Below are 23,823 nucleotides of genomic sequence, written 5' to 3' on the forward strand. Positions count from 1 at the left end.
GCTGTGGGGCTGTCGACGTCAGTCTGTTGAGCCTGTGGAACCTGTTGAGCGTGGCCGCGGCTACGCCTCTGGAAAAACCGCAATGGGCAGGGCCTTCGGGTCCTGCCCATTGCGTTTCTGGGGCACCAATTTCGCTGTCTGCCGGGCACCTATTGCGCCTGCACCGCCGCAGCGATTGGCCAGGCGGCAGCGGAAGGAAGGAAGGAAGGAAGGGAGGCAAGGCGATGGCCGCTGCAGATGCCCCAGGCGTAGTGACAAAGGCTAGAGGCGCAGATCCGCCGCGCCCTTGGGCAGCAGATACTTGAGGTCATACAGCACGTGTTCCGGCTTGCCCCAGCCGCGGATTCGCTCGACCCCGATATCACGGAATTCGTGGTGAGCGACGGCGATGATGACGGCGTCGTAGGCGCCGGGTTCCGGTTCGTCGACAGGGCGAAGGCCAAAGGCGGCCACCGCCTCGTCACGGTCCACGTGGGGGTCGAGCACGTCCACCGCCACGTTGAACTCGCGCAGCTCGTCGATGATATCGATGACACGGGTATTGCGCAGGTCCGGGCAGTTCTCCTTGAACGTCAGGCCCATGATCAGTACCCGGGCATCCTGCACATGGATGCGTCGCTTGGCCAGGCACTTGATCAACTGATTGGCCACGTAGGCGCCCATGCCGTCATTGATACGCCGGCCGGACAGGATGACCTCGGGATGGTAGCCAACCTGCTGCGCCTTGTGGGTCAGATAGTAGGGGTCCACGCCGATGCAGTGCCCGCCCACCAGGCCAGGACGGAAGGGCAAGAAGTTCCATTTGGTGCCGGCGGCTTCCAGCACCTCTTCGGTGTCGATGCCCAGACGCTCGAAGATGATGGACAGCTCGTTGATCAAGGCGATGTTGACGTCGCGCTGGGTATTCTCGATGACCTTGGCGGCCTCGGCCACGGTTATCGAGCTGGCTCGGAAGGTGCCGGCGGTGATGACCGAGGCGTAGAGCTCATCGACGAAGTTGGCGCTGGCCGGCGTCGAGCCGGAGGTCACCTTGCGGATGTTGGTGACCCGATGCTCGCGATCACCGGGATTGATGCGCTCCGGGCTGTAGCCGGCGAAGAAGTCGCGGTTGTAGCGCAACCCGGACAGCTTCTCGATGACCGGGATGCACTCGTCTTCGGTGGCGCCGGGGTAGACCGTCGACTCGAAGATCACGATATCACCCTTGGCAATCACCCGGCCCACCGTGGCACTGGCCCCCAGCAACGGTGTCAGGTCGGGATTGTGCTGGGCGTCGATCGGGGTGGGGACCGTGACGATGTAGACATTGGCGTCGGCCAGCCTGGCCGGCTGATAGGTGAAACTCAGCAACGGCGCCAGGTTCAGCTCGCCTGGTGTCACTTCTCGCGTGGTATCGATGCCGTCGTGCAACTGAGCGATACGCTCGGCACTGATATCGAAGCCCAGAGTGGGGTAGCGCTTGCCGAATTCGACCGCCAGCGGCAGGCCGACATAGCCAAGCCCGATGACCGCGATGCGTGCCTTGTCCAGCGTCAGTGAATGTTCCATGGGGGCCTCGTGTCAGCAGAACCTGGGGGATCGGCGCTAGAGTGGCTTTGCCGCAAGCGCAAGGGGGGCAGGATTGGGGTCTGCGGCGCCAGCGAGTCGTCGTGTCGGTGAGGCTGGCTGGGCCATGTGCTGGCGCCAGACAAGATCGGCGATACCCCCGGTAGGGCTGTAACCGGTGGGCGGCAGGCGCAGCAGTTCCCTCACGCGCTCGAGTTCAGCGCTGTCCAGTGCCGAGCGCAGTTGCTCCAGATAGGGGGCCAGTTGCGACCAGGACCAGTAGCCTTCGTTGGCGGTCATGATCCGTGGGTGCTCCGAAGGCTGGTCGTTCTGTCCGATCAGCAACTCCTCGTAGAGCTTTTCGCCGGGACGTAGTTGGGTGAAGACGATGTCGATCTCGCCATGGGGGTTGTCGGCCGTGCGAGGCTCCAGTCCCGACAGCCGAATCATCTGCCTGGCGAGATCGAGAATCTTCACCGGTTGCCCCATGTCCAGCACGAATACGTCTCCCCCCTGGCCCATGGCGCCTGCCTGAATGACCAGTTGCGCCGCCTCGGGGATGGTCATGAAGTAGCGGGTGATCTCGGGATGGGTCACGGTGACCGGGCCACCTTGTTGAATCTGGCGCCGGAACAGGGGAATCACCGAGCCGGAGGAACCCAGCACGTTGCCGAAGCGCACCATGCAGAAGCGGGTGGTCGACGATTGCTCGGCCAGCGCCTGACAGACCAGCTCGGCGAGGCGCTTGCTGGTGCCCATGACGTTGGTGGGGCGCACCGCCTTGTCGCTGGAAATCAGCACAAAGGTCGATACCCCACTGTCGATCGCCGCTCGCGCAGCGGCCAGGGTGCCAAAGGTATTGTTCTTGAGGCTTTCGACCATGTTGTGCTCGACCATGGGCACATGCTTGTAGGCGGCGGCATGGTAGATGGTGTCCACCTTGAAGCCCTGAAGGATGATGCGAAGACGCTTCTGGTCCTGGATCGTGCCGAGAAATGGCTTCAGCTCTACAGCAAGGCTCAGGCTGTCCAGGAACCCCAGAAGCTCCTGTTCGATCTGGTACAGCGAGTACTCGCAGCTATCGAAGAGCAGCAGTTGGCGTGGACGTTGAGCCAGTATCTGTCGGCACAATTCCGACCCGATCGAGCCGCCGGCACCAGTCACCATGACCACCTGGTCGCGGATATTGGCGTCCATCAGATCCTGTCGCGGGGGGACCGGGTCACGGCCCAGCAGTTCTTCGACACTGACGTCACGAATATCTTCGATCTTCGCTCTGCCCTGCACCACATCATCCAGGCGTGGAATGGTCTGGATCGTGATATTGAGGGGTTCCAGCGATGCCACTATCTCCTGGCGACGTCTGCGTCTGGCACTGGGAATGGCGAGCAGGATCTTTTCGATGTTGAGGCGCTCGACCAGCTCCGCAATATGACGAGGAGAGTGGACCTCGAGACCTTCGACATGGGTGCCCTCCATGCCGCGCCAGTCATCGACGAAGGCCACAGGAAGGTAGTCACTTCCCTGGCGAAGAGAGGCCACCAGCTTGCAGCCTGCAGAGCCCGCACCATAGATAAGCACCCTGGGCTTGTCCTTCATCAGACGATGCTGGTAGAGGCTTCTCAGCGCAAAACGCGTGCCGCCGGTCAGCAGCAGGCTGAGCAGGAAATAGTCGAACAGGACGCCTGCAGGAAGCGGGGAGAATATCGCGCGGCCAAGCAGGTCAAGCACCAGCGTCGAGGTAGCGACGCCAATGAACAGGGTCACGATAGCGTGGCTTCCGACGTATCTGAGTACAGCGCGATAGAGGCCTAGCTTGATAAAGACGACCAGGGAAATCGCCGTGACAAGTACATTCAAGGCGTAGGCGGAAGGGGCGCGCACAAAGGCGCCAAAAAGCCCGTTGATGGCCATGGATACGACGAGGCTGGTCTCGATAAGCATGATATCGGCGACGAGCTGAAATATCCTTTTCTTGCGACGAGGGAGTCGCAAGGCGGCTTCGATAAAGTTGCCCATGGTAGGGATCCCCTGCTTGGAAAATCGTCCATATTTTAGGACTTTGTTTGGACGACTGTGCTGTTTCCTCGTTGTCTGGATTGGCTTTACGACGTGCTATTCCTTTCCTGCATCATATCTGCATTGAAATATTTCACCAGCGTCAAAAAACTCCCATTGGTTGATGGTTTTGATAATTGGTCAGAGAGATTTAGAGAAGTCATTTCCATGCGTGAAATTAGTGGTGTACCTATGATGTGAGGGTATGAAACGAGTCACGTCATGGCGGCGAAATTTTTAGATGCCCAAGGGAAATGTGTTCCTCCTCCATTGAAGTCAATGCAAAGGTGTTGATAATGGCGGGTATGCAGGGGTTTCGTAAGATTTACTGTGCAGGAAGTTAAAAAGTGTGCAGTTGTAGTCTGGTGAAGGGAGGGGAAACGCGGTTGATTGATACGGCAAATATTATTAGAGACTTTGCCGTAGAGCATTAGATATTGATCAGTCGTCGGACTAGTGAAGCCCTGTTGGTGTTCGGTTCAGGGCGTCTACAGTACGGCGGTCAAACGTGGCGAGAGTGCCGTGGACGGATCTTGCCAGCACCATGGGAGTAGGGAACAGATGAAGGTGCTTGTTACCGGGATGGCAGGGTTCATCGGCTCGACGCTGGCCGCACGTCTGGCCCGTGACGGGCTTGAGGTAGTCGGTGTGGACAACCTCAATGACTACTACGACGTGTCCTTGAAGAAAGCGCGGCTGGCACGTCTCGAAAAGCTGCAGAACGTACGTTTCGTGCGGCTGGATCTGGCCGATCGCGAGGGTGTCGACCGGCTGTTTGCCGACGAGCGCTTCGATCGTGTCGTGCACCTGGCGGCACAGGCGGGGGTAAGGTACTCCTTGACCCATCCCCACGCCTACGTGGATGCCAACCTGGTGGGGCATCTCAATGTGCTCGAAGGATGCCGGCACCAGCAGGTAGAGCACCTGCTCTATGCCTCGTCCAGCTCTGTCTACGGCATGAATCAGGTGGTGCCCTTCGCCACACGCGACAATGTCGACCATCCTGTCAGCCTCTACGCCGCGACCAAGAAGGCCAACGAGCTGATGGCGCACACCTACTCCCACCTGTATGGACTGCCGACCACCGGACTCAGGTTCTTCACCGTCTATGGCCCCTGGGGGCGACCGGACATGGCGATGTTCCTGTTCACCAAGGCGATCCTCGAAGGTCGTCCGATCGACGTCTACAACCACGGGGAGATGTCGCGGGACTTTACCTATGTGGACGACATCGTCGAGGGCATCGTGCGCTTGCTGGAAGTGGTCCCCAGCGCGGACCCCGACGCCGGCGTGGTCGACGACTCACCGGATCGCAGCAGTGCACCCTACGCGCTTTACAACATCGGACACGGTAGCCCGGTGGGGCTGATGGACTTTATCCACGCCATCGAGGCGGCACTGGGGCGCAAGGCCGAGTACAACTTCCTGCCGATGCAACCGGGCGATGTTCCTCGGACCTGGGCCGACACCACTGCACTGTATCGCGCTACCGGCTATCAGCCGCGCATCGGGGTCGAGGAGGGCGCGGCTCGATTCGTGGACTGGTATCGCTCCTATCATGGCATCGTCGCCTGAGCCATGCGCACGCCGCCGGGTGTGGCAAGGCACTATCGAGGATGGCCGGCGCAGTCCTCGTCGGCGATCCAGGGGCTGGCACTGTTCGTCTTCCTGTCCAGTCTGCTGACGCTACCCTGGGCGTATCGGTTAACCGGAATGCTGCTGGTGTCACTGGCGGCGATGGCGGTGCTGGTGCGGCGCAGCCTTCCCCGGGACGCCGAGTCCCTTGCATGGGTGGCAATGCTGGCGCTTTTCGGTTTTCAGCTGGTGTTGGACGCGGGGCGTAGCGGGCCGCCCCTGGCGCGTTATAGCGTGCCGTCACTGCCCTGGTGGCCCTGGCTTGGGCTGCTTTTGTTATTGGCATGGCGTGCCAGGCCTCCCTCGCTTTACTGGTGGTGGCGTGGGATTACCCTGGGGGCGGTGCTATCCGGGCTGAAGGCGCTGTATGACCGACTGATCGAGGATGAGCGTCGGGCTGGATATCTGATCAACGCCATTCCCTTCGGTAATCTCAGCCTGGTGCTCGGGGTGCTCAGCCTGGTGTGGTGGCTCGACAACGTCAGTGAAGGGCGGCGCGGCCTGTTCCTCTGGTGGGCGGCGCTGGGAGCGGTGATGGGGCTGCTTGGCTCGCTGCTGTCCGGCACCCGGGGCGGCTGGCTGACCCTGCCGCTGGTGATGCTGGTGCTGGTCCTGCGTCACGGCCGGCGGGCGCGCCTCTATTGGTCGACGCTTACACCCCGCCGGCGCTTCGCCATCCGGATGACCGCCACCCTGGCGATCGGCGTGGCGACCCTGGTGGCACTGCCTCGGCTGTGGGCACTGGCCGAGGATATCGTCCTGCTATGGCGCCAGGGGGCCGTCGACACCAACGCGGGCTTGCGCTGGCATCTGTGGGGCATCGCTGGCGAGGCGTTCGCAGCCAGGCCCCTCTGGGGCTGGGGAGAGGATGGTCTGGTCGCCTGGCTCGAGACACTGGTCGCGGCGGGCCGGCTGCCCGAGGGCATGGCCGGAATCGGGTTCCAGCTTCACAGTGACGTGCTGGACACCGCCGCTCGACGTGGCCTTGCGGGGGTGGCGCTGCTGCTGCTGTTCTATGGGATTCCGTTGGCGAGCTTTGTGCGTCGCCTCGATCATGGCGATGGCCAGTGTCGTGTGCTCGCCCTGTCCGGCGCGCTGATCGTGGTGATGTATGCGGGGTTCGGCCTGACCCAGACGATGTTTCGTGACCCCCATACCTTCAGCGCCTATCTGGTGATGTGCACCGCCTGCTTTGCCCTGCTGAGAACGCGAGGCTGAACTCTCGGGCGCTCGAGGACCGCAGCAGCAGCCGTTGATGCGCAGGCGGAAGAGCGCAGCGTCCAGCCCGCCAGACAGGCACAGTAACAGGCACAGCAAAAAAGCCGCCCGAATCCGGGCGGCTTTTTTTGACGCTTCCCCAGGACCAGGCGTGGCCTGGGGAAGCAACCGTCGCTGGCGCGTCTGCGCCGAGGCTCAGGCCTTGGTGTAGGCGGCGGCGGACTTTTCGATGGCCTTGCGGGCGGCCTCGACACCTTCCCAGGATTCCACCTTGACCCACTTGCCCTTCTCGAGATCCTTGTAGTTCTCGAAGAAGTGGGCGATCTGCTGACGCAGCAGCTCGGGCAGATCGGTGACCTCCTGAACATCGTCGTAGAGGCTGGACAGCTTGGGGTGCGGGACGCACACCAGCTTGGCGTCTTCGCCGGCTTCGTCGGTCATGTTGAGGATGCCCACCGGACGGGCGCGGATGACACTGCCGGGTGCGACGGGGTAAGGGGTGACCACCAGGGCATCCAGGGGGTCGCCGTCGTCTGCCAGGGTGTGCGGAATGAAGCCGTAGTTGGCCGGGTAGAACATCGGCGTCGCCATGAAGCGGTCGACGAGCAGGGCACCCATGTCCTTGTCAATTTCGTACTTCACCGGGGCGTGATTGGCGGGAATCTCGATGGCGACGAAGAGGTCGTTGGGGAGTTCCTTGCCGGCGGGGATGTTGTCGAAGTTCATGCTCGCGTCCTTCGTTGGGCGGATGTCCGCCTGGGCGGCGGAAAAAAAATCCGTCGGATTATACGAACCCCGTGACGGGATTACCAATATGGTGGGCGTATCTTGACGCGCTGCAACAAGGCGCGCAAGACAACCATGGGACGAGACGGCGGGGTGAGGTGCCACCAAAGCACAGTAAACAAAGCCAAAGGCGACTTGTCAGGCATATCAGGGATTCGGTGTGTATCATACCGCCGGTGAAGGCGTCGGCCCCCTGGCCCACGTCTTGTCGCGTCATCAACGCTGGAGTCACAGGAGGTGATCTTGGCCACCGCACGTCTCGCTCTGAGTTATGGGCAAGCCTTTGTGGCGCCCGAACGCCATCGGCAGCGCAGTTCGATGTCGGTGCGCCTGCCGGAAGAGGGCGAGCCCAAGGGCGCCTGCGCGCTGATCAGCGATTCAGCCTCAGGCCATGCCCTGGCCAAGCAGGCGGGAGATCTCAGCGTGCGCGGATTTCTCAACGACTACTACGCGACTCCGGCGCACTGGACCATCAAGGCGTCGGCCCAGCGAGTGATGCGTGCGCTCAACGCCTGGTGTCATGGCATGACCCGCCAGATGGAGGACGGCAGCTATGTGTCGTCGTTGTCGACGGTGGTGTTCAAGGACCGTGGCGCGCACCTCTTTCATGTAGGTGACACCCTGGTGTTTCGGCTTCGGGGAGCCGAGTTCGAGCAGTTGAGCCGCGACCACGTCACCGACCTGGGGGGCTATCGCTACCCGGCCAGGGCGCTGGGCATGGATGTCGGCATCGACATCGACTATTCGGAGTGGCCGCTGAAGCAGGGGGACATCTTTCTGTTCACCACCCAAGGGGTGCGTGGGACCCTGATGCCCTCCGACTATGTGCGGCTGATTCGCGAAGATGCCAGTGACCTGGACGCGGCCTGTGAGCGCCTGGCCGAGGCGGCAAGCTCCAGGGCTCGTGAGCGGGGCTACGGCAGTGACCCCTTCTGCTTTCAACTGGTCCGGGTGGATGAACTGCCTGATGCGGCCAGCGACGCTCCCAGTCGGCTGTACGGGGATCTGCCGATTCCCCCCGAGCTTGCCGTGGGTGACCAGATCGACGGACTGGTGGTGGAAGCGGTGATGTCACGCACCGCCCACTCACGGGTCTACCGGGTGCGCGATGTGGATACCGAGCGGGTCTGTGTGCTCAAGGCGCCAAGTCCTGAACTGTCCAATCGAAACGCCTACCTGGAGCACTTCCTGCTTCAGCAGTGGGTGGTGGAGAGGGTTCACTCGCCCTTCGTGGTCAGCGTGGTCGAGCCTTCCCGGTCCCGCCGCCATCTCTACTACCTGATGCGGTACGTCGATGGCATGACCTTGAGCGAGTGGGTCGCGCGCTATCCGCGTGCCAGTCTCGGTCAACGACTCGACATCGCGCTGCAGCTGGGCAAGGCGCTGCAGGCGCTGCACCACCGTGACCTGATTCACCAGCAGGTTCATCCAGACAACGTCTTGATCGATGATCAGGGACGTGTGGTACTGACCGACTTCAGTGCCTGCCATCTGCGCGATGTCGACGGGCACCGGCGCTCCCGACGGCTGGTGGCCCAGGTGGGGCTCAACGAACACAGTGCGCCCGAGTATGCGCTCGATGACGAGGTCGGCCGGCGCAGTGACCAGTACGCCCTGGCGTCCACGGTGTACTGGTTGATCAGCGGACGTCTGCCCTACGCGGTGCCGACCCATCAGCTGCGTAGTCATACCGATCTCGAGCAGTTGAGCTACCGTAGCGTGCGTCATTACCGGCCAGACGTCAGCGCGGAGCTAGACGAGGCCTTGAAACGCGCCCTGGACCCGCAGCGATCGCTGCGTTTTCGGCGCCTGTCGGAATTTCTCTATAGCGTGCGGCCTGGCCGCCAGCAGGTGTCTGAAGCGCCGAGGCGTTCGGTGCGCGCCTGGAAGGAACCCGCCAACCTGTGGCAGGCCATTGCCGGGTTGTTGCTGGTGTTGTTGATCCTGTCCTGGTGGCTACGCTAGGGCTTGTCTGAAAAGTGCCTGCACTCGGTAATACGGCGTTAAAAATCGGCTGGTGCGCCAGCCCGGTCAAAATGCTCATTTACACCCCGTAAACTGCGCTTTCTCACCGATTTTTGCCTTGTCTAACCTTCGCTCGTCGACTTTTCGGACAGCGCCTAGGGCTTGCCTGAAAAGTGCCTGCGCTCGTCGACTTATCGGAGAAAGCCTGGGGCTTTGGTGATCCGCGAGACGGGCCCGTTGGTCTTCCTGGCACGCCCTGCGTCGTCAAACGAAAAGCCCCGAGGCAGGCCTCGGGGCTTTTTTCATGCCGGCGTCGCATCGCCTGCGTCTCGGTCGCGGTGCGTGCGTGATGCAGCGCCGGGCCGCAGCGAGCTGTGGCGCGTCTATGTTACAGACTGAGTTACAGGCTGAATTCCGGCAGACGCTTTTCCACCCGCGCGAGCTTGAGGCGCGCCATCTTCGGCAGGCCGTTCTCGAAGGGAGGGAAGTCCTCGCCCTGGATCAGCGGTGCCAGGTAGGCACGGCCGGCGTCGCTGATGCCGAAGCCATCCTCGCGGATGTACTCGCGCGGCATGAACTTCTCGCGGTTGGCAACATCGGCCAGCGGTGCGGCCTCGATCTCCCAGCGGTAGGGGTTGTCGCTGACGCGCTTGATCGCCGGCATCTGGGCGTTGTGCCCCTCGAGCGCCAGTTCCACCGCCTTGACGCCCACCGCGTAGGCCTGCTCGACGTCGGTCTTGGCGCCAAGGTGGCGCGCGGCGCGCTGCAGGTAGTCGGCAACCGCCCAGTGGTACTTGTAGCCCAGGTCCTGCTTGACCATGCCGGCCAGGGTCGGGGCCACGCCGCCGAGCTGGCGGTGTCCGAAGGCGTCGGTGTTGCCCGAGTCGGCGAGGAAGGTGCCGTCCTCGTAGCGTGCGCCCTCGGAAACCACGATCACGCAGTAGCCGTAGTGCTTGACCGCGTACTCCACACGCTCCATCACCTGGCGACGGTCGAAGGGAATCTCGGGGAAGATCACCAGGTGGGGTGGCTCACCCTCGCCCTGGCCGGCCAGGCCACCGGCACCGGCGATCCAGCCGGCGTGGCGACCCATGACCTCGAGCACGAACACCTTGGTGGAGGTGGCGCACATGGAGGCGATGTCCATGGAGGCCTCGAGGGTCGAGGTGGCGATGTACTTGGCCACGCTGCCGAAACCCGGGCTGTTGTCGGTGATCGGCAGGTCGTTGTCCACGGTCTTGGGCACGTGGATGGCGGTCAGCGGGTAGCCCATCTTCTCGGACAGCTGCGAGACCTTGAGGCAGGTGTCGGCGCTGTCGCCACCGCCGTTGTAGAAGAAGTAGCGGATATCGTGAGCCTTGAACACCTCGATCAGGCGCTCGTACTGGGTGCGATGGCTCTCGATGTCCTTGAGCTTGTAGCGACAGGAACCGAAGGCACCGCCGGGCGTGTGGCGCAGGGCGGCGATGGTGTCATCGGACTCCTGGCTTACGTCGATCAGGTCCTCGGTCAGGGCGCCGATGATGCCGTTGTGGCCGGCGTAGACCTTGCCGATGCGATCACTGTTCTGGCGGCAGGTCTCGATGACGCCGCAGGCGCTGGCGTTGATCACGGCGGTGACGCCGCCGGACTGGGCGTAAAAGGCGTTGTGCTGGGCCATGGGGCGTGGGGCTCCTGGTTCTGGATCGTGAATACGGTGAAACGAACAACGTCCCCACGCGGCGTGGCGAAGGGAAAGGATCGGTGGGCGCGTCGCGGTCGGTCAGGCCTTCGTCGGGAAGGGCTTCGCGGACTAAAGCCTTCGCGGACTAAAGCCATCGTGTGGCAAGCCATCGCGTGGCAACCATCGCCGGGACAGCGCCGGAACATGGTCGGCGATTCTAGCCCATCGGTCTGGTGCCTGCATCCGGCGGGCATGCCCCGGCGCAGCCGAGCGCCGACGTCGAAGTAAAACAGTGGGCGATCGGCAACAGCGACGAGGGCGTGACGCCGCCTCTGGAGGCCTTTGTCGGGGCATGCTAGGCTGCCGCCAACCTTGAGTGCCGTTGTCTGCCGGGGGCGCCGTGCGCGTCGACTCGGGGACGGGGCAGCAGCAGCGCACCGGAGGCGCCATGCATCTTCATATCGTCGGTATCTGCGGCACCTTCATGGGCAGCCTGGCGCTGTTGGCGCGGGAGCTTGGCCACCAGGTCAGCGGCTCGGATGCCAGCGTCTATCCCCCCATGAGCACCCAGCTGGAAACGGCCGGCATCGCCCTGATGCGCGGTTACGCCGCCGACAATCTGACGACGACACCGGACCTGGTGGTGATCGGCAACGCCCTGTCGCGGGGCAACCCTGAAGTCGAGGCGGTGCTCGATCGTGGCCTGCCCTACGTGTCCGGTGCCCAGTGGCTGGCCGAGTACGTGCTGCCGGGGCGCCCGGTGATCGCGGTGGCGGGCACCCACGGCAAGACCACCACGGCCAGCCTGACCGCCTGGCTGCTCGAAAGCGCTGGGCTGGCCCCTGGCTTTCTGATCGGCGGCGTGCCGAGGAACTTTGGCGTATCGGCGCGACTGGGCGGCGAGCAGGCGCCCTTTGTGGTGGAGGCCGACGAGTACGACACCGCCTTCTTCGACAAGCGCTCCAAGTTCGTTCACTACCGCCCGCTGGTCGCCATCCTCAACAACCTCGAGTATGACCACGCGGACATCTTTCCCGACCTGGCTGCCATCGAACGCCAGTTTCATCACCTGGTGCGTACGGTGCCCGGGCGTGGCCAGTTGCTGGTGGCGGACGACGCACCGGCGCTGGACCGGGTGCTGGCCCAGGGCGCATGGACACCGGTGTCGCGCATGGGGCAGCAGCAGGACTCGGCCTGGCGCATCGAGCTCGAGCGTGACGATGCCAGTCGTTTCAGGGTGATCCAGCGGCGGCCGGACGGGGTCGACGAGGACGCCGTGGTCGACTGGGGGTTGACCGGTGACTACAACGCCCGCAATGCCCTGGCCGCCCTGGCCGCCGCCAGCGTGTTCGGCGTGGATCTGGCGCGCGGCGCCGCTGCGCTGTCGCGTTTCGAGACGCCCAAGCGTCGCCAGGAGGTGCGCGGCGAGGTCGGCGGCGTCCAGGTGATCGACGACTTTGCCCATCATCCCACCGCCATCGCGGCGACGCTGTCCGGGCTGCGCGCTTCGACCCAGCGCGGTCGCCTGCTGGCGGTGATCGAGCCGCGTTCCAACACCATGCGTCTGGGTACCCTGCGCGATCGCCTGGCGGACAGCGTGGCCCAGGCCGACCAGGTCTGGTGGTACCAGCCCGAGGGGCTGGACTGGTCGGTGGAGGCGCTGGTCGAGGCCTCGCCGATACCGGCGCACCGTCGTGGCGACATCGATGCGCTGGTCGACGATCTGGTGGCACAGGCGCGTCCCTATGATCGTATCGTGGTGATGTCCAACGGCGGCTTCGGCGGCATCCACGAGCGCCTGCTCAAGGCGCTGGAGGCCGCCCATGGCTGAAGGCTTCAAGCCCCCTGTGACCGTGGCCCTGACCGGCGCCTCCGGCGCCCAGTACGGACTGAGGCTGATCGAGGCGCTGGTGTCGGCGGGGCACGAGGTCTGGGTGATGATCTCCAAGGCCGCGCATCTGGTCATCGCCACCGAGACCGAGGTGTCGTTGCCGCCACGCCCGGCGCTGCTGGCCGAGGCGCTCAGCGAGCGGTTCTCGGCGGCCGAGGGCCAGATCCGCTGCTTTGGCCGTGAGGACTGGATGGCACCGGTGGCGTCGGGCTCCGGCGCCAGCAGTGCCATGGTGATCTGCCCGTGCTCGACGGGAACGCTGTCGGCGGTGGCCTGTGGCGCCAGCAACAATCTGATCGAGCGCGCCGCCGATGTGGCGCTCAAGGAGCGCCGCCGCCTGGTGCTGGTACCCCGGGAGACGCCGTTCTCGGCGATTCATCTGGAGCACATGCTCAGTCTGACCCGTATGGGGGCGGTGGTGTTGCCCGCAGCACCCGGCTTCTATCACCAGCCGCAGAGCATCGATGATCTGATCGACTTCATCGTGGCGCGTATCCTCAATCAGCTGGGTATCGATCATCAGCTGATGCCAAGGTGGGGCGAGGGTTCCTCCGGGTCCACCGTCGGCGACTGAGTGCGTTCCTAGCATCGTCATCACAAGACACCGTCACCACAAGACACCACCATCACATGGCACCATCATCACCTCGCGCCGTCAGACACCTCTCCAGCGCTGCTCGGGATAAGGAAATCCATGCCCAGTCTGTCCGTTCTCTCTGTGTTCGTTCCGACCTTCTTTCTGGTCTCGCTGACGCCAGGCATGTGCATGACCCTGGCCATGGTGCTGGGCATGACCCAGGGGGTGAAGCGGGCGCTGTGGATGATGCTGGGGGAGCTGGTTGGCGTGGGGCTGGTGGCCTTCTCCGCCGGTGCGGGGGTGGCGGCACTGATGCTCAAGCTGCCGGCGCTGTTTGCCTTGTTCAAGTGGCTGGGCGGGGCCTACCTGGTCTATCTGGGGTGGCTGATGTGGCGCTCACGGGGGCGCATGGCGATCCCTGACAATCTTGAGGATACCGCGCCGCCGAAGCGACGGGAGCTGGCCATGCAGGGCTTTGTCACTGCGGTCGCCAACCCCAAGGGCTGGGCCTTTTTCGTGGCATTGCTGCCGCCCTTTATCGATCCGGCGCGGCCGGTGCTGACCCAGTTGGCGGGGTTGATCCTGGTGATCCTGAGTCTCGAGTTCACCTGCCTTCTGCTGTACGCCAGTGGTGGCAAGAGTCTGCGTCACCTGCTCGCACGTGGGGGCAGTGTACGGTTGCTCAACCGAATCGCCGGGACCTTGATGATTGGTGTGGGCCTGTGGCTGGCGCTGGGCTAGGGCTTGTCTGAAAAGTGCCTGCGCTCGGTAATACGGCGTTAAAAATCGGATCAAAATGCTCATTTACACCCCGTAAACTGCGCTTTCTCACCGATTTTTGCCTTGTCTAACCTTCGCTCGTCGACTTTTCGGACAGCGCCTAGGGCCTGGCTGAAAAGTGTCGGCACTCATCGATGTCTGGACAAGGCCCCGGGCCCGCCTTGCCAGAGGTGTCGGTTCGGGGGCGTGTCACTGTCCTATACCGGCGGCAGCCACAGGATGCGTGCGCTGACCAGGGCCAGCGAGGCAAGCAGCAGCGCCGGTAATGGACACGGCGTCAGGGCCGTCCGGTCCCGCCTGAGCCAGGCCAGTTGAACCATGGCGCAGACCACCAGGCCAAGCAGGGCTCCCCCGACGAGATCGCTCAGCCAGTGCACGCCCAGCACGATGCGTGACAATGCCATGGGCACGACGATGGCGATCGCCACCCAGTAGGGCCAGAAGCGTTGGCGGCGTGGCAGCGTCTGGGCGATAAAGGCGGCCGCCATGCCGTACAGGACCACCGCCGTCGAGGTGTGGGCGCTGGGATAGGACAGAGAGTGGGCGAGATAGTCAGGGGCATCCGGACGAAGGCGGCCGATCACCTCCTTGCCCAGGGTGTTGAGCGTGGCGATGGCCATCAGTCCAGCGCTCACGTGGCCCAGTGCCGCCCAGTGACGGCGGCTGGCCAGCCACACCAGCCAGGGCAGTGCCAATGCCGCCACGCCGAGGGTATCTCCCGCCTCGGCCAGTGTCTCGGACAGCGCCAGAAGTCCGGGTAGCTCGAGCCCGCCGATCAAGGCGTGAAGCCGCGTATCCATCATCAGCGGTCCGTCTGCCTGGAGCACGACCAGCGTCCAGGCGCTCAGCGCGGTCAGTGCACCCAGGAGCAACAGCCAACTGGCCAGGGGAGGCTCTTCCTCGTGGTGGGGGGCCAGGGCCTGCCACAGGCGCCTCCCGCCGGGCAGGTGATGGCTGACCCAGGCGAAGCTACGGTACAGCAGGCCCTGAGGCGAGGCGTGGTGGCGGACCAGCGAGAACAGCAGCGCCAGCACCGCCACGGTGACGCCGAGCGCTGTCAGCCAGGGGTGCAGGTCGTCCGGCAATGCCAGCCACTGTTGCCAGGTTCGACCCAGCAGATAACCGGGCAGGATGTAGGCCGGTGCCCACAGCAGGGCGGAGCCAAGATTGGCCCAGGTGAAGGTCGTCGGCGGCATGCGCAGAATGCCCGCCACCAGCGGCACGATGGGGCGGACCGGTCCGACGAATCGCCCCAGCAGCACCGAAAGAGGACCATGACGCTGGAAGAATCGTGCACCCCGGGCCAGCCACTCCGGGTGGTGTGACAGCGGCCACATGGCGGTGACCTGTTCACGGTAGCGATAGCCGATGGCGTAGCTGGCGCCGTCTCCCACCACGGCACCGGCAAAGGCACAGGCGATGACCCAGCCAACCGCGATGTCGTAGTGGCCGGCCAGGGAGGCGGCGGCGGTGATCAGAACGACGCCAGGCACCACCACGCCGATCAGGGCAAGCGACTCCACCAGCGCGATGGTAAAGATCAGCAGCAGCAACAGTCCGGGCGAAGGCGCCCACTGAATCAACCAGTCCCCGGCATTTCCCACCCTGTTCTCCTTTGCGTTGGGCCGTCGTGATGTTTCGGCATTCTGCCACAGTCAGGGTGGTCAGGAGCGACCGGGAGGGAGGGGAGTGACGGCCAGTGCCTCGCTGCGGCGAGCCAGTCGCTGCTCGAAATGCTGCCAGGGTTCCTTGGCGTTCAGGGCGCAGAGCCGTGAGCGTAGGGTCAAGGGGCCGATGTCCGACAGGCGAACCTCGGACAGCGCCTGTTCCAGTCGCTTGATCACCAGCATTGCACCACTTTCGGTGGTGTTGGGCAGTACCAGCCAGAAGGTGTCATGGGATTCCCGTCCCAGAATATCGTGGTCACGGCAGTGAAGGCGTACCGCCTGGCACAGTTGGTCGAGTTGCGTTAGCTGAGTGCGAGAGCCGTACTGCTCACTGGCGATTTCCAGTTGTGGCAGGTGCAGGATCACCACCGCCAGCCGCTGGTCCAGGTGCTGGGCGCGCTCGAACTCCCCGTTCAGGCGCTCGTGCAGGGTGGCGCGATTGATCGCATCGCAGTCGACGTCGCTGGGGTCGGTGGCCCGGTTCAGGTCGCGCTGGCGCAGATATTCCCAGCCGGCCAGGGAGGTCACCGCAAGGAAGGTCAGCAGAAACTTGATTTGATCGAGGCTTGGCGAAGACTGGCCGACCACCATGAGCCAGATTGGCATGACGGCCAGCGCCAGCACCAGAGCAGGGCCGAAGGGCAGTACCAGCAGGATCAGGGTGATCGGTACGCTGATCCAGAAGGCGTCGAACGATGCCTGCAGCACCGTCTGGTCATAAAGGGCGAGGCAGCCGCACAGCAGCAGCAGATAGTTCGAGACGCGCGAGGCTCTTCTGGTATCGAAGACCGTGATCACGGCCATCAGGCAACTCAGGGACGCCGGCAGCAGGATGCTCTCGTATTGCCCCAGCAGATAGTGCCACAGGGCCAGTGACGCCAACAGCAAGGTCCCCATGACATCGGCACAGACACGCCAGGAACGGACCCACTGGGGTGGCTCGATCATGCGTCGTCCTCCACCACCTGGGTGACAGGGCACTGCTTGTCCAGGGCCGCCAGCACCATGGGCAGGTTGTCCAGATTGGCAATCGATACGGTGCGTACCGTGATCGGCACGGCGATGTCTTCCAGCAGTTCCTGGCGTCGTTGCCTGGCCTGCACGGCGTCTCGACTGGTCAGCATGACGGCGACGGTGTGTCCGTTTAGCCGATAGGCGTTCTCGAACCGCTTGATGCGTGTGCAGATGTCCTGGGCGACTCGCCACAGAGAACGTCCATGGATCTGGATCACCACCAGTTCGGCGTGGACGCCGTCACGGGTGGCGCGGCTGTTTTCCCGAGCCAGGTCGCGTTCCAGCTGGCTGGCCGACCACAGCGGCAGTCCGGGCGCCAGACGGGCTCTCCTGCGCATCAGGCGTTGCGAATGTCCGCCCGGCAGCGCACGTCCGATCCCAAGAAAGCACAGGCACAGCAAGAGCGCGCCAGCCAGGCCCCAATGGTGAAGGCTCATCTGGGTGATCAGGCTCCACCAGCTTATCCCGGCAAGGCTGGCGTTGAGTATCAGCATCCACTGGGGTTGGGGCAGAATCAACAGGAAAGGCCAGGCCCACAGCCAGGCACCGTTGGCGTCGGGCGAGAGTATCACCAGGGCGGCAAGCAGCACGCTGGCCACCACCAGCCAGGCGCGGTAGGCATGGCGGCGGTGGCTGAACTCGATGACGATGCCGGTGATCCCGAGCCATAGCGCGGCCAGACCAAGCAGCGTGGTGTCCAGCGCCCGCGCCGAGGTCGCCGCGCAAAGGGCCAGCAGTGCGGCCGCGGCGAACAGGTTCAGCTTGAACAGGCCGACTTTGTACTTGTTCCGCATGCTGTCTTAATATGATCCTTTCTGTGGTTCACGATCCGCATCACGTCCGCGTTGTCATCCCGGTGCAAGCTTTCTTTCTTTGCCCGGAGACCTCGTTCTACCAGGAGACTCGTTTCACCGTGTCCGACTCATCCGCCAATGCCACCGCCGAGTGCGTCGCCGATATCGACGCCTACATGACCGCCATGGGCCAGGCGGCCCGTGTTGCTGCCACCGATATGCGTCGCCTGCCACCCGCGCGCAAGAACCAGGCGCTCAAGGCGATGGCTCAGGCGCTGGACGCGTCTCGTCAAGAGATCCTGTCGGCCAATCGGCAGGATCTGGCGCGCGGTCGCGACAAGGGGCTCGACGAGGCTCTGCTTGATCGCCTAGCCCTGGATGACGGCCGCATCGACGCCATGATCGAGGGCCTGACCCAGGTCGCTGCCTTGCCCGACCCCGTCGGTGAGATCGATGGCCTGAGCACTCGGCCCAGCGGCATCCAGGTCGGCATGATGCGCGTGCCCCTGGGTGTCATCGGTATCATCTACGAATCTCGCCCCAACGTCACCATGGAAGCCGCCAGCCTGTGCCTGAAATCGGGCAATGCCTGCATTCTGCGCGGGGGCTCCGAGGCCAGCGCGTCCAACCAGGCGCTGGCCCGCTGCATTGCCTCTGGGCTGGCCGAAGCCGGACTGCCCCAGGGCGCCGTGCAACTGGTGGCGACCACCGACCGTGCCGCCGTGGGTCGCTTGATCAGCATGGACGAATTTGTCGATGTGATCATTCCCCGTGGTGGCAAATCGTTGATCGAGCGTATTTCGCGTGAGGCCAGGGTGCCGGTGATCAAGCATCTGGACGGCATCTGTCACGTCTATGTGGACGCCGCCGCCGACCTGGACAAGGCCCGTGCCATCGCGGTCAACGCCAAGACCCATCGCTACGGCGTGTGCAACGCCATGGAAACGCTGTTGGTGAATGCACAGGTAGCGCAGGCACTGCTGCCGACCCTGGCCGCTGACTACGCGGAAAAGGGCGTCGAGGTGAGGGGGTGTGCCCGCGCCCGGGCGATCGTCGATCACTGGCTCACGGCGAGTGACGAGGACTGGGCCACCGAGTACCTTGCGCCGGTGCTGTCGGTCAGGGTAGTCGATGACATCGACGAGGCCATGGCGCATATCGAGCGCTACAGCTCGCGTCACACTGAGTCCATCGTCACCGAGAACTACAGCCTGGCACGCCGCTTTCTGGCAGAGGTCGACTCGAGTTCGGTCATGGTCAACGCCTCGACCCGGTTTGCCGATGGCTTCGAATACGGGCTCGGTGCGGAGATCGGCATCTCCACCGACCGACTGCATGCCCGGGGGCCGGTGGGGCTCGAAGGGCTGACCACGCGCAAGTATGTGGTCTTCGGCGATGGCCAGATTCGACAGTGAGTGGCGCCGTTCGCTTTGACGTCGAGGGCCGTCCTGCGCACATCGGCATGCTTGGCGGCACCTTCGATCCCGTCCATCTAGGCCACCTGCGCACCGCGCTTGAGCTTCGCGCTGCGCTGTCGCTCGATGGCGTGCACATGATCCCCGCGGCTCAGCCTCCGTTGCGCGATCAGCCCCAGGTCACCGCCGAAAAACGGCTCGAGCTGTTGCGCCTGGGGATCGGCAATACCCCGGGGCTGGCGGCGGACCCCTGCGAGCTGGAACGGGAGGGCCCGTCGTTCAGCGTGCAGACGCTCGAGTCCCTGCGTGAGCGCTACGGCCACGAGGCGCGCATCGTCATGGCCCTTGGTCACGACGCCTTTCTCAAGCTGGCGAACTGGCACAACCCGGAAAGGATCTTCGCGCTTGCCCATCTGGTGGTGGTCGAACGCCCCGATCACGAAGCGCCCTTGCCCGAAGCGCTTCAGGCGCTGATCGAGGGGCGCGAGGTCGAGCATGGCGATGCCCTGATGGCCAAGCCCCAGGGCCGACTGCTGCGCCTGTCGCTGCCGTCGCGGATGGCGATCTCGGCCACCTTCGTCAGGCATAGCCTGATGCAGGGAAAGAGCGTGCGCTACCTGCTGCCGCCGGCGGTGGAAGAGCGCATCCAGGCGCAACGCCTGTACCGCGCGGTCTGAGCGCGGCAGCCAAGGCAACACGGTCCGAGAAATTCGATCAGGCGCTGGATTGGCGCTGCCACTCGGCTTCCCAACAGGTACAATGGGAGGTCGATGACTACCCAGTGATGAGGGGCTATGCAGATTGAAGCATTGAAGGCGCTCGTGATCGAGTCGCTTGACGATATCAAGGCCAAGGACGTCGAGGTGCTCGACGTGTCTCGGCTGACCAGCGTGACCGATTGGATGGTGGTGGCGAGCGGGACCTCGACACGACATGTGTCGGCGCTGGCCAACAGCGTCATTACCAACGCCAAGGACAATGGCGTTCAGCCGTTGGGCGTCGAGGGTGAAAACGGGTCGGACTGGGTGCTGGTCGATCTCGGCGGCGTGGTGGTCCACGTGATGATGCCGGACACCCGTGCGCTGTACGACCTGGAGCGACTGTGGTCGGACCTTCCCAGCGATGCACCGGCATCAGAGGAAGAGGCCAAGGCATGAAGGTCCGCCTGTTGGCGGTGGGAACACGCATGCCAGGCTGGGTGACCGACGGTGTCGAAGAGTACCGCAAGCGTCTGCCGCGGGATTTTCGCCTGGAGGTCGAAGAGATCGCCCCGGGCCATCGCGGCAAGAACGCGGATACCGCGCGTGCCGTGGCCCAGGAAGCCGAGCGCATCGAGGCACGCCTCAAGGGTGATGAGCATCTGGTGGCGCTGGAGGTGCTCGGCAAGCCCTGGACCACCGAGCGGCTGGCCGATGAGGCCGATCAGTGGCGTCATGCCGGGCGTGATGTGGTGCTGCTGGTGGGTGGCCCGGATGGCCTGGCCCCGACGCTGTCGGCCCGCGCCCACCAGCGCTGGTCGCTGTCACCCTTGACCCTTCCCCATCCACTGGTGCGGCTGGTGCTGGCCGAGCAGCTCTACCGTGCCTGGACCCTGATGGTGGGACACCCCTACCACCGATGATGGCTCCTGCGTCAGACAAGGATTGCCTCTCGCATGCGTAAGCGTCGCGAAACCCTCAAGAACCCCGAGAACGCGCTGCGCATCTTTCGTGTGCGTGCGACGCTTGCCGGGGTGGTCGTGGTACTGCTGTCCGGCCTGCTGGTGGGGCGGTTGTGCTATCTGCAGATCGTCCAGCACGAGGTCTACAGCACCCGATCCGAGAAGAACCGGGTGAGGGTGGAGCCGCTGCCCCCGACCCGCGGGCTGATCTACGACCGCAACGGCCAATTGCTGGCCGAAAATCGTCCCACCTACAACCTGACCCTGGTGCGTGAGCGGGTCGATGATCTCGATGCCACCCTGGAGCTGCTGGTCGAGCTGCTGGATCTGCCGGACGAAGAGGTGGACGCCTTCAAGGTGCGTTCACGCCAGCGTCAGCGTCCCTACCAGCCGGCGCTGTTGATGAGTGATCTGACCGAGTCGCAGATCGCCAGGCTCGCGGTCAATCGCCACCGCTTGCCGGGAGTGGAGGTGCAGGCCCAGCTGCTGCGCTTCTATCCCGACGCCGAGATCATGTCCCATGCGCTTGGCTACGTGGGCAGGATCAACGCCGAAGAACTCGAGAGCCTGGATCCGGGCAACTACGCCGGTACCCACTTTATCGGCAAGACCGGGGTGGAGCGCTTCTACGAGGATCAGCTGCACGGTCGTGCGGGATTGAGAAAGGTCGAGACCAACGCCCGGGGGAGGGTGCTGCGTGAGCTGGGGCACACCGACCCCGAGCCGGGGCAGGACCTGACCCTGACCCTGGACATGGACATGCAGCAGCTCGCTGTGGATTTGCTCGATGGTCGGCGCGGCGCCATCGTCGCCATTGCGCCCCAGACCGGCGAAATTCTGGCGATGGCCTCGGTGCCTGGATTCGACACCAACCAGTTTGTCACCGGCATCGACGTCAAGTCCTACCGCGGGCTGCAGAGCGATATCGATCTGCCGCTGTTCGACCGGGCGACCCGGGGCAGCTATCCGGCGGGGTCGACGATCAAGCCGTTCATGGCCATGGCCGGGCTGATCGAAGGGGCCGTTACCCCGGACGAGGTCATCTACGACCCGGGCTACTATCAGCTGCCCAATGACGACCGGCGCTACCGCAACTGGCTGCGCTGGGGGCATGGGCGGGTGAATCTCGAACGCGCCCTGGCGGTGTCCAACAACACCTATTTCTATTCATTGGCCCACGAGCTCGGCATCGATCGTATCGACGAGAACCTGGGGGCCTTCGGCTTCGGCAGCCGGGTCGCCGCCGACGTGGCCGGGCAGGGGGATGGTCTGCTGCCATCCAGAGACTGGAAGAAGGCACGCTTCAATCAGCCCTGGTATCCCGGCGAGACGCTGTCGGTGGGTATCGGCCAGGGGTATCTGCAGATCACTCCGCTGCAGTTGGCGGCCGCGACCGCCGTGCTCGCCAATCGCGGCCACTGGGTGCGCCCGCGGCTGGCCAAGCGCATCGGCGACCAGCCGGTGCCGGTTGATCTGCCCGACACGCCGCCGGATATCGAGGCCCCCGAGAACTACTGGACCCGGGTCTTCAACGGCATGGAAAAGGTGTTGTCCGGGCGCGAGGGCACGGCACGGCGCACCGGGGCAGGCCTTCAGTATCGCATGGCCGGCAAGTCGGGTACCGCCCAGGTGTTCTCGCTGGGACAGAACCAGAAGTACAACGCCGCTGAACTGCGCGAGCGTCTGCGCGACCATGCGCTGTTCATGGCCTTTGCGCCGGTGGAGGACCCTCAAATCGCCATTTCGGTCATCGTCGAGAACGCCGGTGGCGGGTCGACCCACGCCGCGGGGCTGGCTCGGGCCATGGCCGATGCCTGGATTCTCGACCACAACGCCGGTCGTCCGCGCACCGACGAGACCGCCGCCGAGGAGGAAGACTGATGGCCATCGATTTTGTGCGCTCGTTGCGCGGCCACCCGGTGCGTCCCCCGGCCAGCGGTATCGCCCGACGCACCTCGTTCTGGCAACGGATGCACGTCGATCCCTGGTTGCTCGGCATGCTGCTGGTGTTGATGTGCAGTGGCCTGGCGGTGCTCTACAGCGCCAGTGGCGAGAACGTTCACGTGGTCACCGCCCAGGCGATTCGCTTCGGCGTGGCCTGGGCGGTCATGCTGGTGCTGGCACAGTTTTCGCCGGCGACGCTGATGCGCTGGGCGTTGCCGGCCTACCTGGCCGGCCTGGTGATGCTGGTGGCGGTGGAGATCCTCGGTGACGTCGGCATGGGCGCTCAGCGCTGGCTGGTGATTCCCGGCGTGGTGCGCTTTCAGCCTTCCGAGATGATGAAGATCGCCATGCCGATGATGGTGGCGGCCTGGCTCAGTCGCCACGAGCTGCCTCCCAATTGGCGCGCGCTGGCCGGTTGCGCGCTGCTGATCGCTCTGCCGGTGGGCCTGATCGCGCGCCAGCCGGACCTTGGCACCTCGCTGCTGGTGGCGGCAGCGGCGGTATTTGTGATCCTGCTGGCGGGGCTGTCCTGGCGCTTTATCGGTGTCATGGTGGCGCTGGCGGGGGCGGCGCTGCCGCTGTTGTGGATGAACATGCACAACTATCAGCGTCAGCGCGTGCTGACCTTTCTCGATCCCGAAAGCGACCCGCTGGGCGCCGGCTGGAACATTATCCAGTCGACCACCGCCATCGGCAGCGGGGGCGTCTGGGGCAAGGGGTGGCTCGAGGGCACCCAGTCGCAGCTCGAGTTCCTGCCGGAGCGGCACACCGACTTTATCGTGGCCGTGCTGGGCGAGGAATTCGGGCTGGTCGGCATGCTGGCCTTCCTGCTGCTGTACCTGCTGATCGTCGCGCGTGGACTGTGGCTGGCGGGTGCCGCCCAGGATACCTTCGGCAGATTGCTGGGAGGCGGCATCATGCTGACCTTCTTTATCTACGTCTTCGTCAATATCGGCATGGTCAGCGGCATCCTGCCGGTGGTCGGCGTACCGCTGCCCCTGGTGAGCTACGGGGGGACGTCCAGCGTGACCTTGATGGCCGGTTTCGGTATTCTCATGGCGGTCAATGCACATCGCCGGTTGCTGCCACGCTAGGCGCTGTCCGAAAAGTCGACGAGCGAAGGTTAGACAAGGCAAAAATCGGTGAGAAAGCGCAGTTTACGGGGTGTAAATGAGCATTTTGATCCGATTTTTAACGCCGTATTACCGAGC

The 23,823-nt window shown here is 64.1% G+C and carries 19 protein-coding genes; 12 read left to right on the forward strand and 7 right to left on the reverse strand.

Annotation, left to right across the window (positions count from 1 at the left end; translation table 11 throughout):
* Positions 1–261: 261 nt before the first annotated feature.
* Entirely contained in the window at positions 262–1,548 is a 1,287-nt protein-coding gene (gene tviB / locus KUW00_RS18445; RefSeq protein WP_045993356.1) for a Vi polysaccharide biosynthesis UDP-N-acetylglucosamine C-6 dehydrogenase TviB, read from the reverse strand.
* Positions 1,549–1,584: 36 nt separating this feature from the next.
* Positions 1,585–3,564 carry a polysaccharide biosynthesis protein gene (locus KUW00_RS18450; protein ID WP_222569829.1) on the reverse strand — a complete coding sequence of 660 codons (1,980 nt, stop codon included), beginning with the start codon at positions 3,562–3,564 and terminating at the stop codon, positions 1,585–1,587.
* Positions 3,565–4,164: 600 nt separating this feature from the next.
* Between KUW00_RS18450 and KUW00_RS18455 the strand changes: the two genes are divergently transcribed.
* Entirely contained in the window at positions 4,165–5,178 is a 1,014-nt protein-coding gene (locus KUW00_RS18455) for an NAD-dependent epimerase (protein WP_108132848.1), read from the forward strand.
* A 3-nt stretch (positions 5,179–5,181) separates the two neighbouring features.
* Positions 5,182–6,456: an O-antigen ligase family protein gene (locus KUW00_RS18460; RefSeq protein ID WP_222569830.1), complete on the forward strand. Its 1,275-nt coding sequence runs from the start codon at positions 5,182–5,184 to the stop codon at positions 6,454–6,456.
* Between the two features lie 195 nt (positions 6,457–6,651).
* Here the strand turns inward: KUW00_RS18460 and ppa are convergent, their stop codons facing one another.
* Complete coding sequence (ppa, locus tag KUW00_RS18465; protein WP_045993354.1) at positions 6,652–7,182, reverse strand: inorganic diphosphatase; 531 nt, start codon at positions 7,180–7,182, stop codon at positions 6,652–6,654.
* A gap of 303 nt (positions 7,183–7,485) precedes the next feature.
* On the opposite strand from ppa, the gene KUW00_RS18470 reads away from it, so the two are divergent.
* Positions 7,486–9,207 (forward strand): bifunctional protein-serine/threonine kinase/phosphatase, encoded by a 1,722-nt coding sequence (locus tag KUW00_RS18470; RefSeq protein WP_222569831.1) that lies wholly within the window; start codon positions 7,486–7,488, stop codon positions 9,205–9,207.
* 400 nt (positions 9,208–9,607) lie between these two features.
* Here the strand turns inward: KUW00_RS18470 and KUW00_RS18475 are convergent, their stop codons facing one another.
* Positions 9,608–10,867 (reverse strand): 6-phosphofructokinase, encoded by a 1,260-nt coding sequence (locus KUW00_RS18475; RefSeq protein ID WP_222569832.1) that lies wholly within the window; start codon positions 10,865–10,867, stop codon positions 9,608–9,610.
* 451 nt (positions 10,868–11,318) lie between these two features.
* Between KUW00_RS18475 and mpl the strand changes: the two genes are divergently transcribed.
* The 3 genes from mpl to KUW00_RS18490 all read left to right on the forward strand — a co-directional run bounded on the left by mpl (position 11,319) and on the right by KUW00_RS18490 (position 14,079).
* Positions 11,319–12,701 (forward strand): UDP-N-acetylmuramate:L-alanyl-gamma-D-glutamyl-meso-diaminopimelate ligase, encoded by a 1,383-nt coding sequence (mpl, locus tag KUW00_RS18480; RefSeq protein ID WP_222569833.1) that lies wholly within the window; start codon positions 11,319–11,321, stop codon positions 12,699–12,701.
* The gene (locus KUW00_RS18485; RefSeq protein ID WP_222516574.1) at positions 12,694–13,335 is read left to right on the forward strand and encodes a flavin prenyltransferase UbiX; all 642 of its coding nucleotides are present in this window, start codon (positions 12,694–12,696) and stop codon (positions 13,333–13,335) included. The genes mpl and KUW00_RS18485 overlap by 8 nt, the downstream gene beginning before the upstream one ends.
* A 120-nt stretch (positions 13,336–13,455) precedes the next feature.
* Positions 13,456–14,079, forward strand: coding sequence for a LysE family translocator (locus KUW00_RS18490; RefSeq protein ID WP_045994175.1), 624 nt, complete (start codon positions 13,456–13,458; stop codon positions 14,077–14,079).
* A 236-nt stretch (positions 14,080–14,315) separates the two neighbouring features.
* Here KUW00_RS18490 and KUW00_RS18495 read toward each other — a convergent pair whose 3' ends face one another.
* Genes KUW00_RS18495 through KUW00_RS18505 form a run of 3 tightly spaced genes read right to left on the reverse strand, consistent with a single transcriptional unit; the run spans position 14,316 to position 17,593 of the window.
* The gene (locus tag KUW00_RS18495; protein ID WP_108132842.1) at positions 14,316–15,722 is read right to left on the reverse strand and encodes a bifunctional DedA family/phosphatase PAP2 family protein; all 1,407 of its coding nucleotides are present in this window, start codon (positions 15,720–15,722) and stop codon (positions 14,316–14,318) included.
* Between the two features lie 60 nt (positions 15,723–15,782).
* Positions 15,783–16,733, reverse strand: a complete 951-nt coding sequence (locus KUW00_RS18500; protein WP_045994177.1) for a diguanylate cyclase domain-containing protein — start codon at positions 16,731–16,733, stop codon at positions 15,783–15,785.
* Positions 16,730–17,593 (reverse strand): hypothetical protein, encoded by an 864-nt coding sequence (locus tag KUW00_RS18505; RefSeq protein ID WP_222569834.1) that lies wholly within the window; start codon positions 17,591–17,593, stop codon positions 16,730–16,732. The genes KUW00_RS18500 and KUW00_RS18505 overlap by 4 nt, the downstream gene beginning before the upstream one ends.
* Before the next feature lie 176 nt (positions 17,594–17,769).
* On the opposite strand from KUW00_RS18505, the gene KUW00_RS18510 reads away from it, so the two are divergent.
* From KUW00_RS18510 to rodA, 6 genes are all read left to right on the forward strand, one after another.
* On the forward strand, positions 17,770–19,008 hold the full coding sequence (locus tag KUW00_RS18510) for a glutamate-5-semialdehyde dehydrogenase (protein ID WP_083970559.1): 1,239 nt from the start codon (positions 17,770–17,772) through the stop codon (positions 19,006–19,008).
* A gap of 47 nt (positions 19,009–19,055) precedes the next feature.
* A complete protein-coding gene (gene nadD, locus KUW00_RS18515; protein WP_045994184.1) occupies positions 19,056–19,685 on the forward strand; it encodes a nicotinate-nucleotide adenylyltransferase in 630 nt (209 codons plus the stop codon).
* Positions 19,686–19,802: 117 nt separating this feature from the next.
* A complete protein-coding gene (gene rsfS / locus KUW00_RS18520) occupies positions 19,803–20,165 on the forward strand; it encodes a ribosome silencing factor (protein WP_108132840.1) in 363 nt (120 codons plus the stop codon).
* A complete protein-coding gene (rlmH, locus tag KUW00_RS18525; protein ID WP_108132839.1) occupies positions 20,162–20,629 on the forward strand; it encodes a 23S rRNA (pseudouridine(1915)-N(3))-methyltransferase RlmH in 468 nt (155 codons plus the stop codon). The genes rsfS and rlmH overlap by 4 nt, the downstream gene beginning before the upstream one ends.
* Positions 20,630–20,662: 33 nt before the next feature.
* A complete protein-coding gene (gene mrdA, locus KUW00_RS18530) occupies positions 20,663–22,549 on the forward strand; it encodes a penicillin-binding protein 2 (RefSeq protein WP_045994182.1) in 1,887 nt (628 codons plus the stop codon).
* Entirely contained in the window at positions 22,549–23,706 is a 1,158-nt protein-coding gene (rodA, locus tag KUW00_RS18535) for a rod shape-determining protein RodA (RefSeq protein ID WP_108132837.1), read from the forward strand. The genes mrdA and rodA overlap by 1 nt, the downstream gene beginning before the upstream one ends.
* The last annotated feature ends 117 nt before the right edge of the window (positions 23,707–23,823 follow it).

Source organism: Halomonas sp. DP5N14-9, assembly GCF_019802175.1.
In the GTDB taxonomy this organism is placed as follows: domain Bacteria; phylum Pseudomonadota; class Gammaproteobacteria; order Pseudomonadales; family Halomonadaceae; genus Halomonas; species Halomonas litopenaei.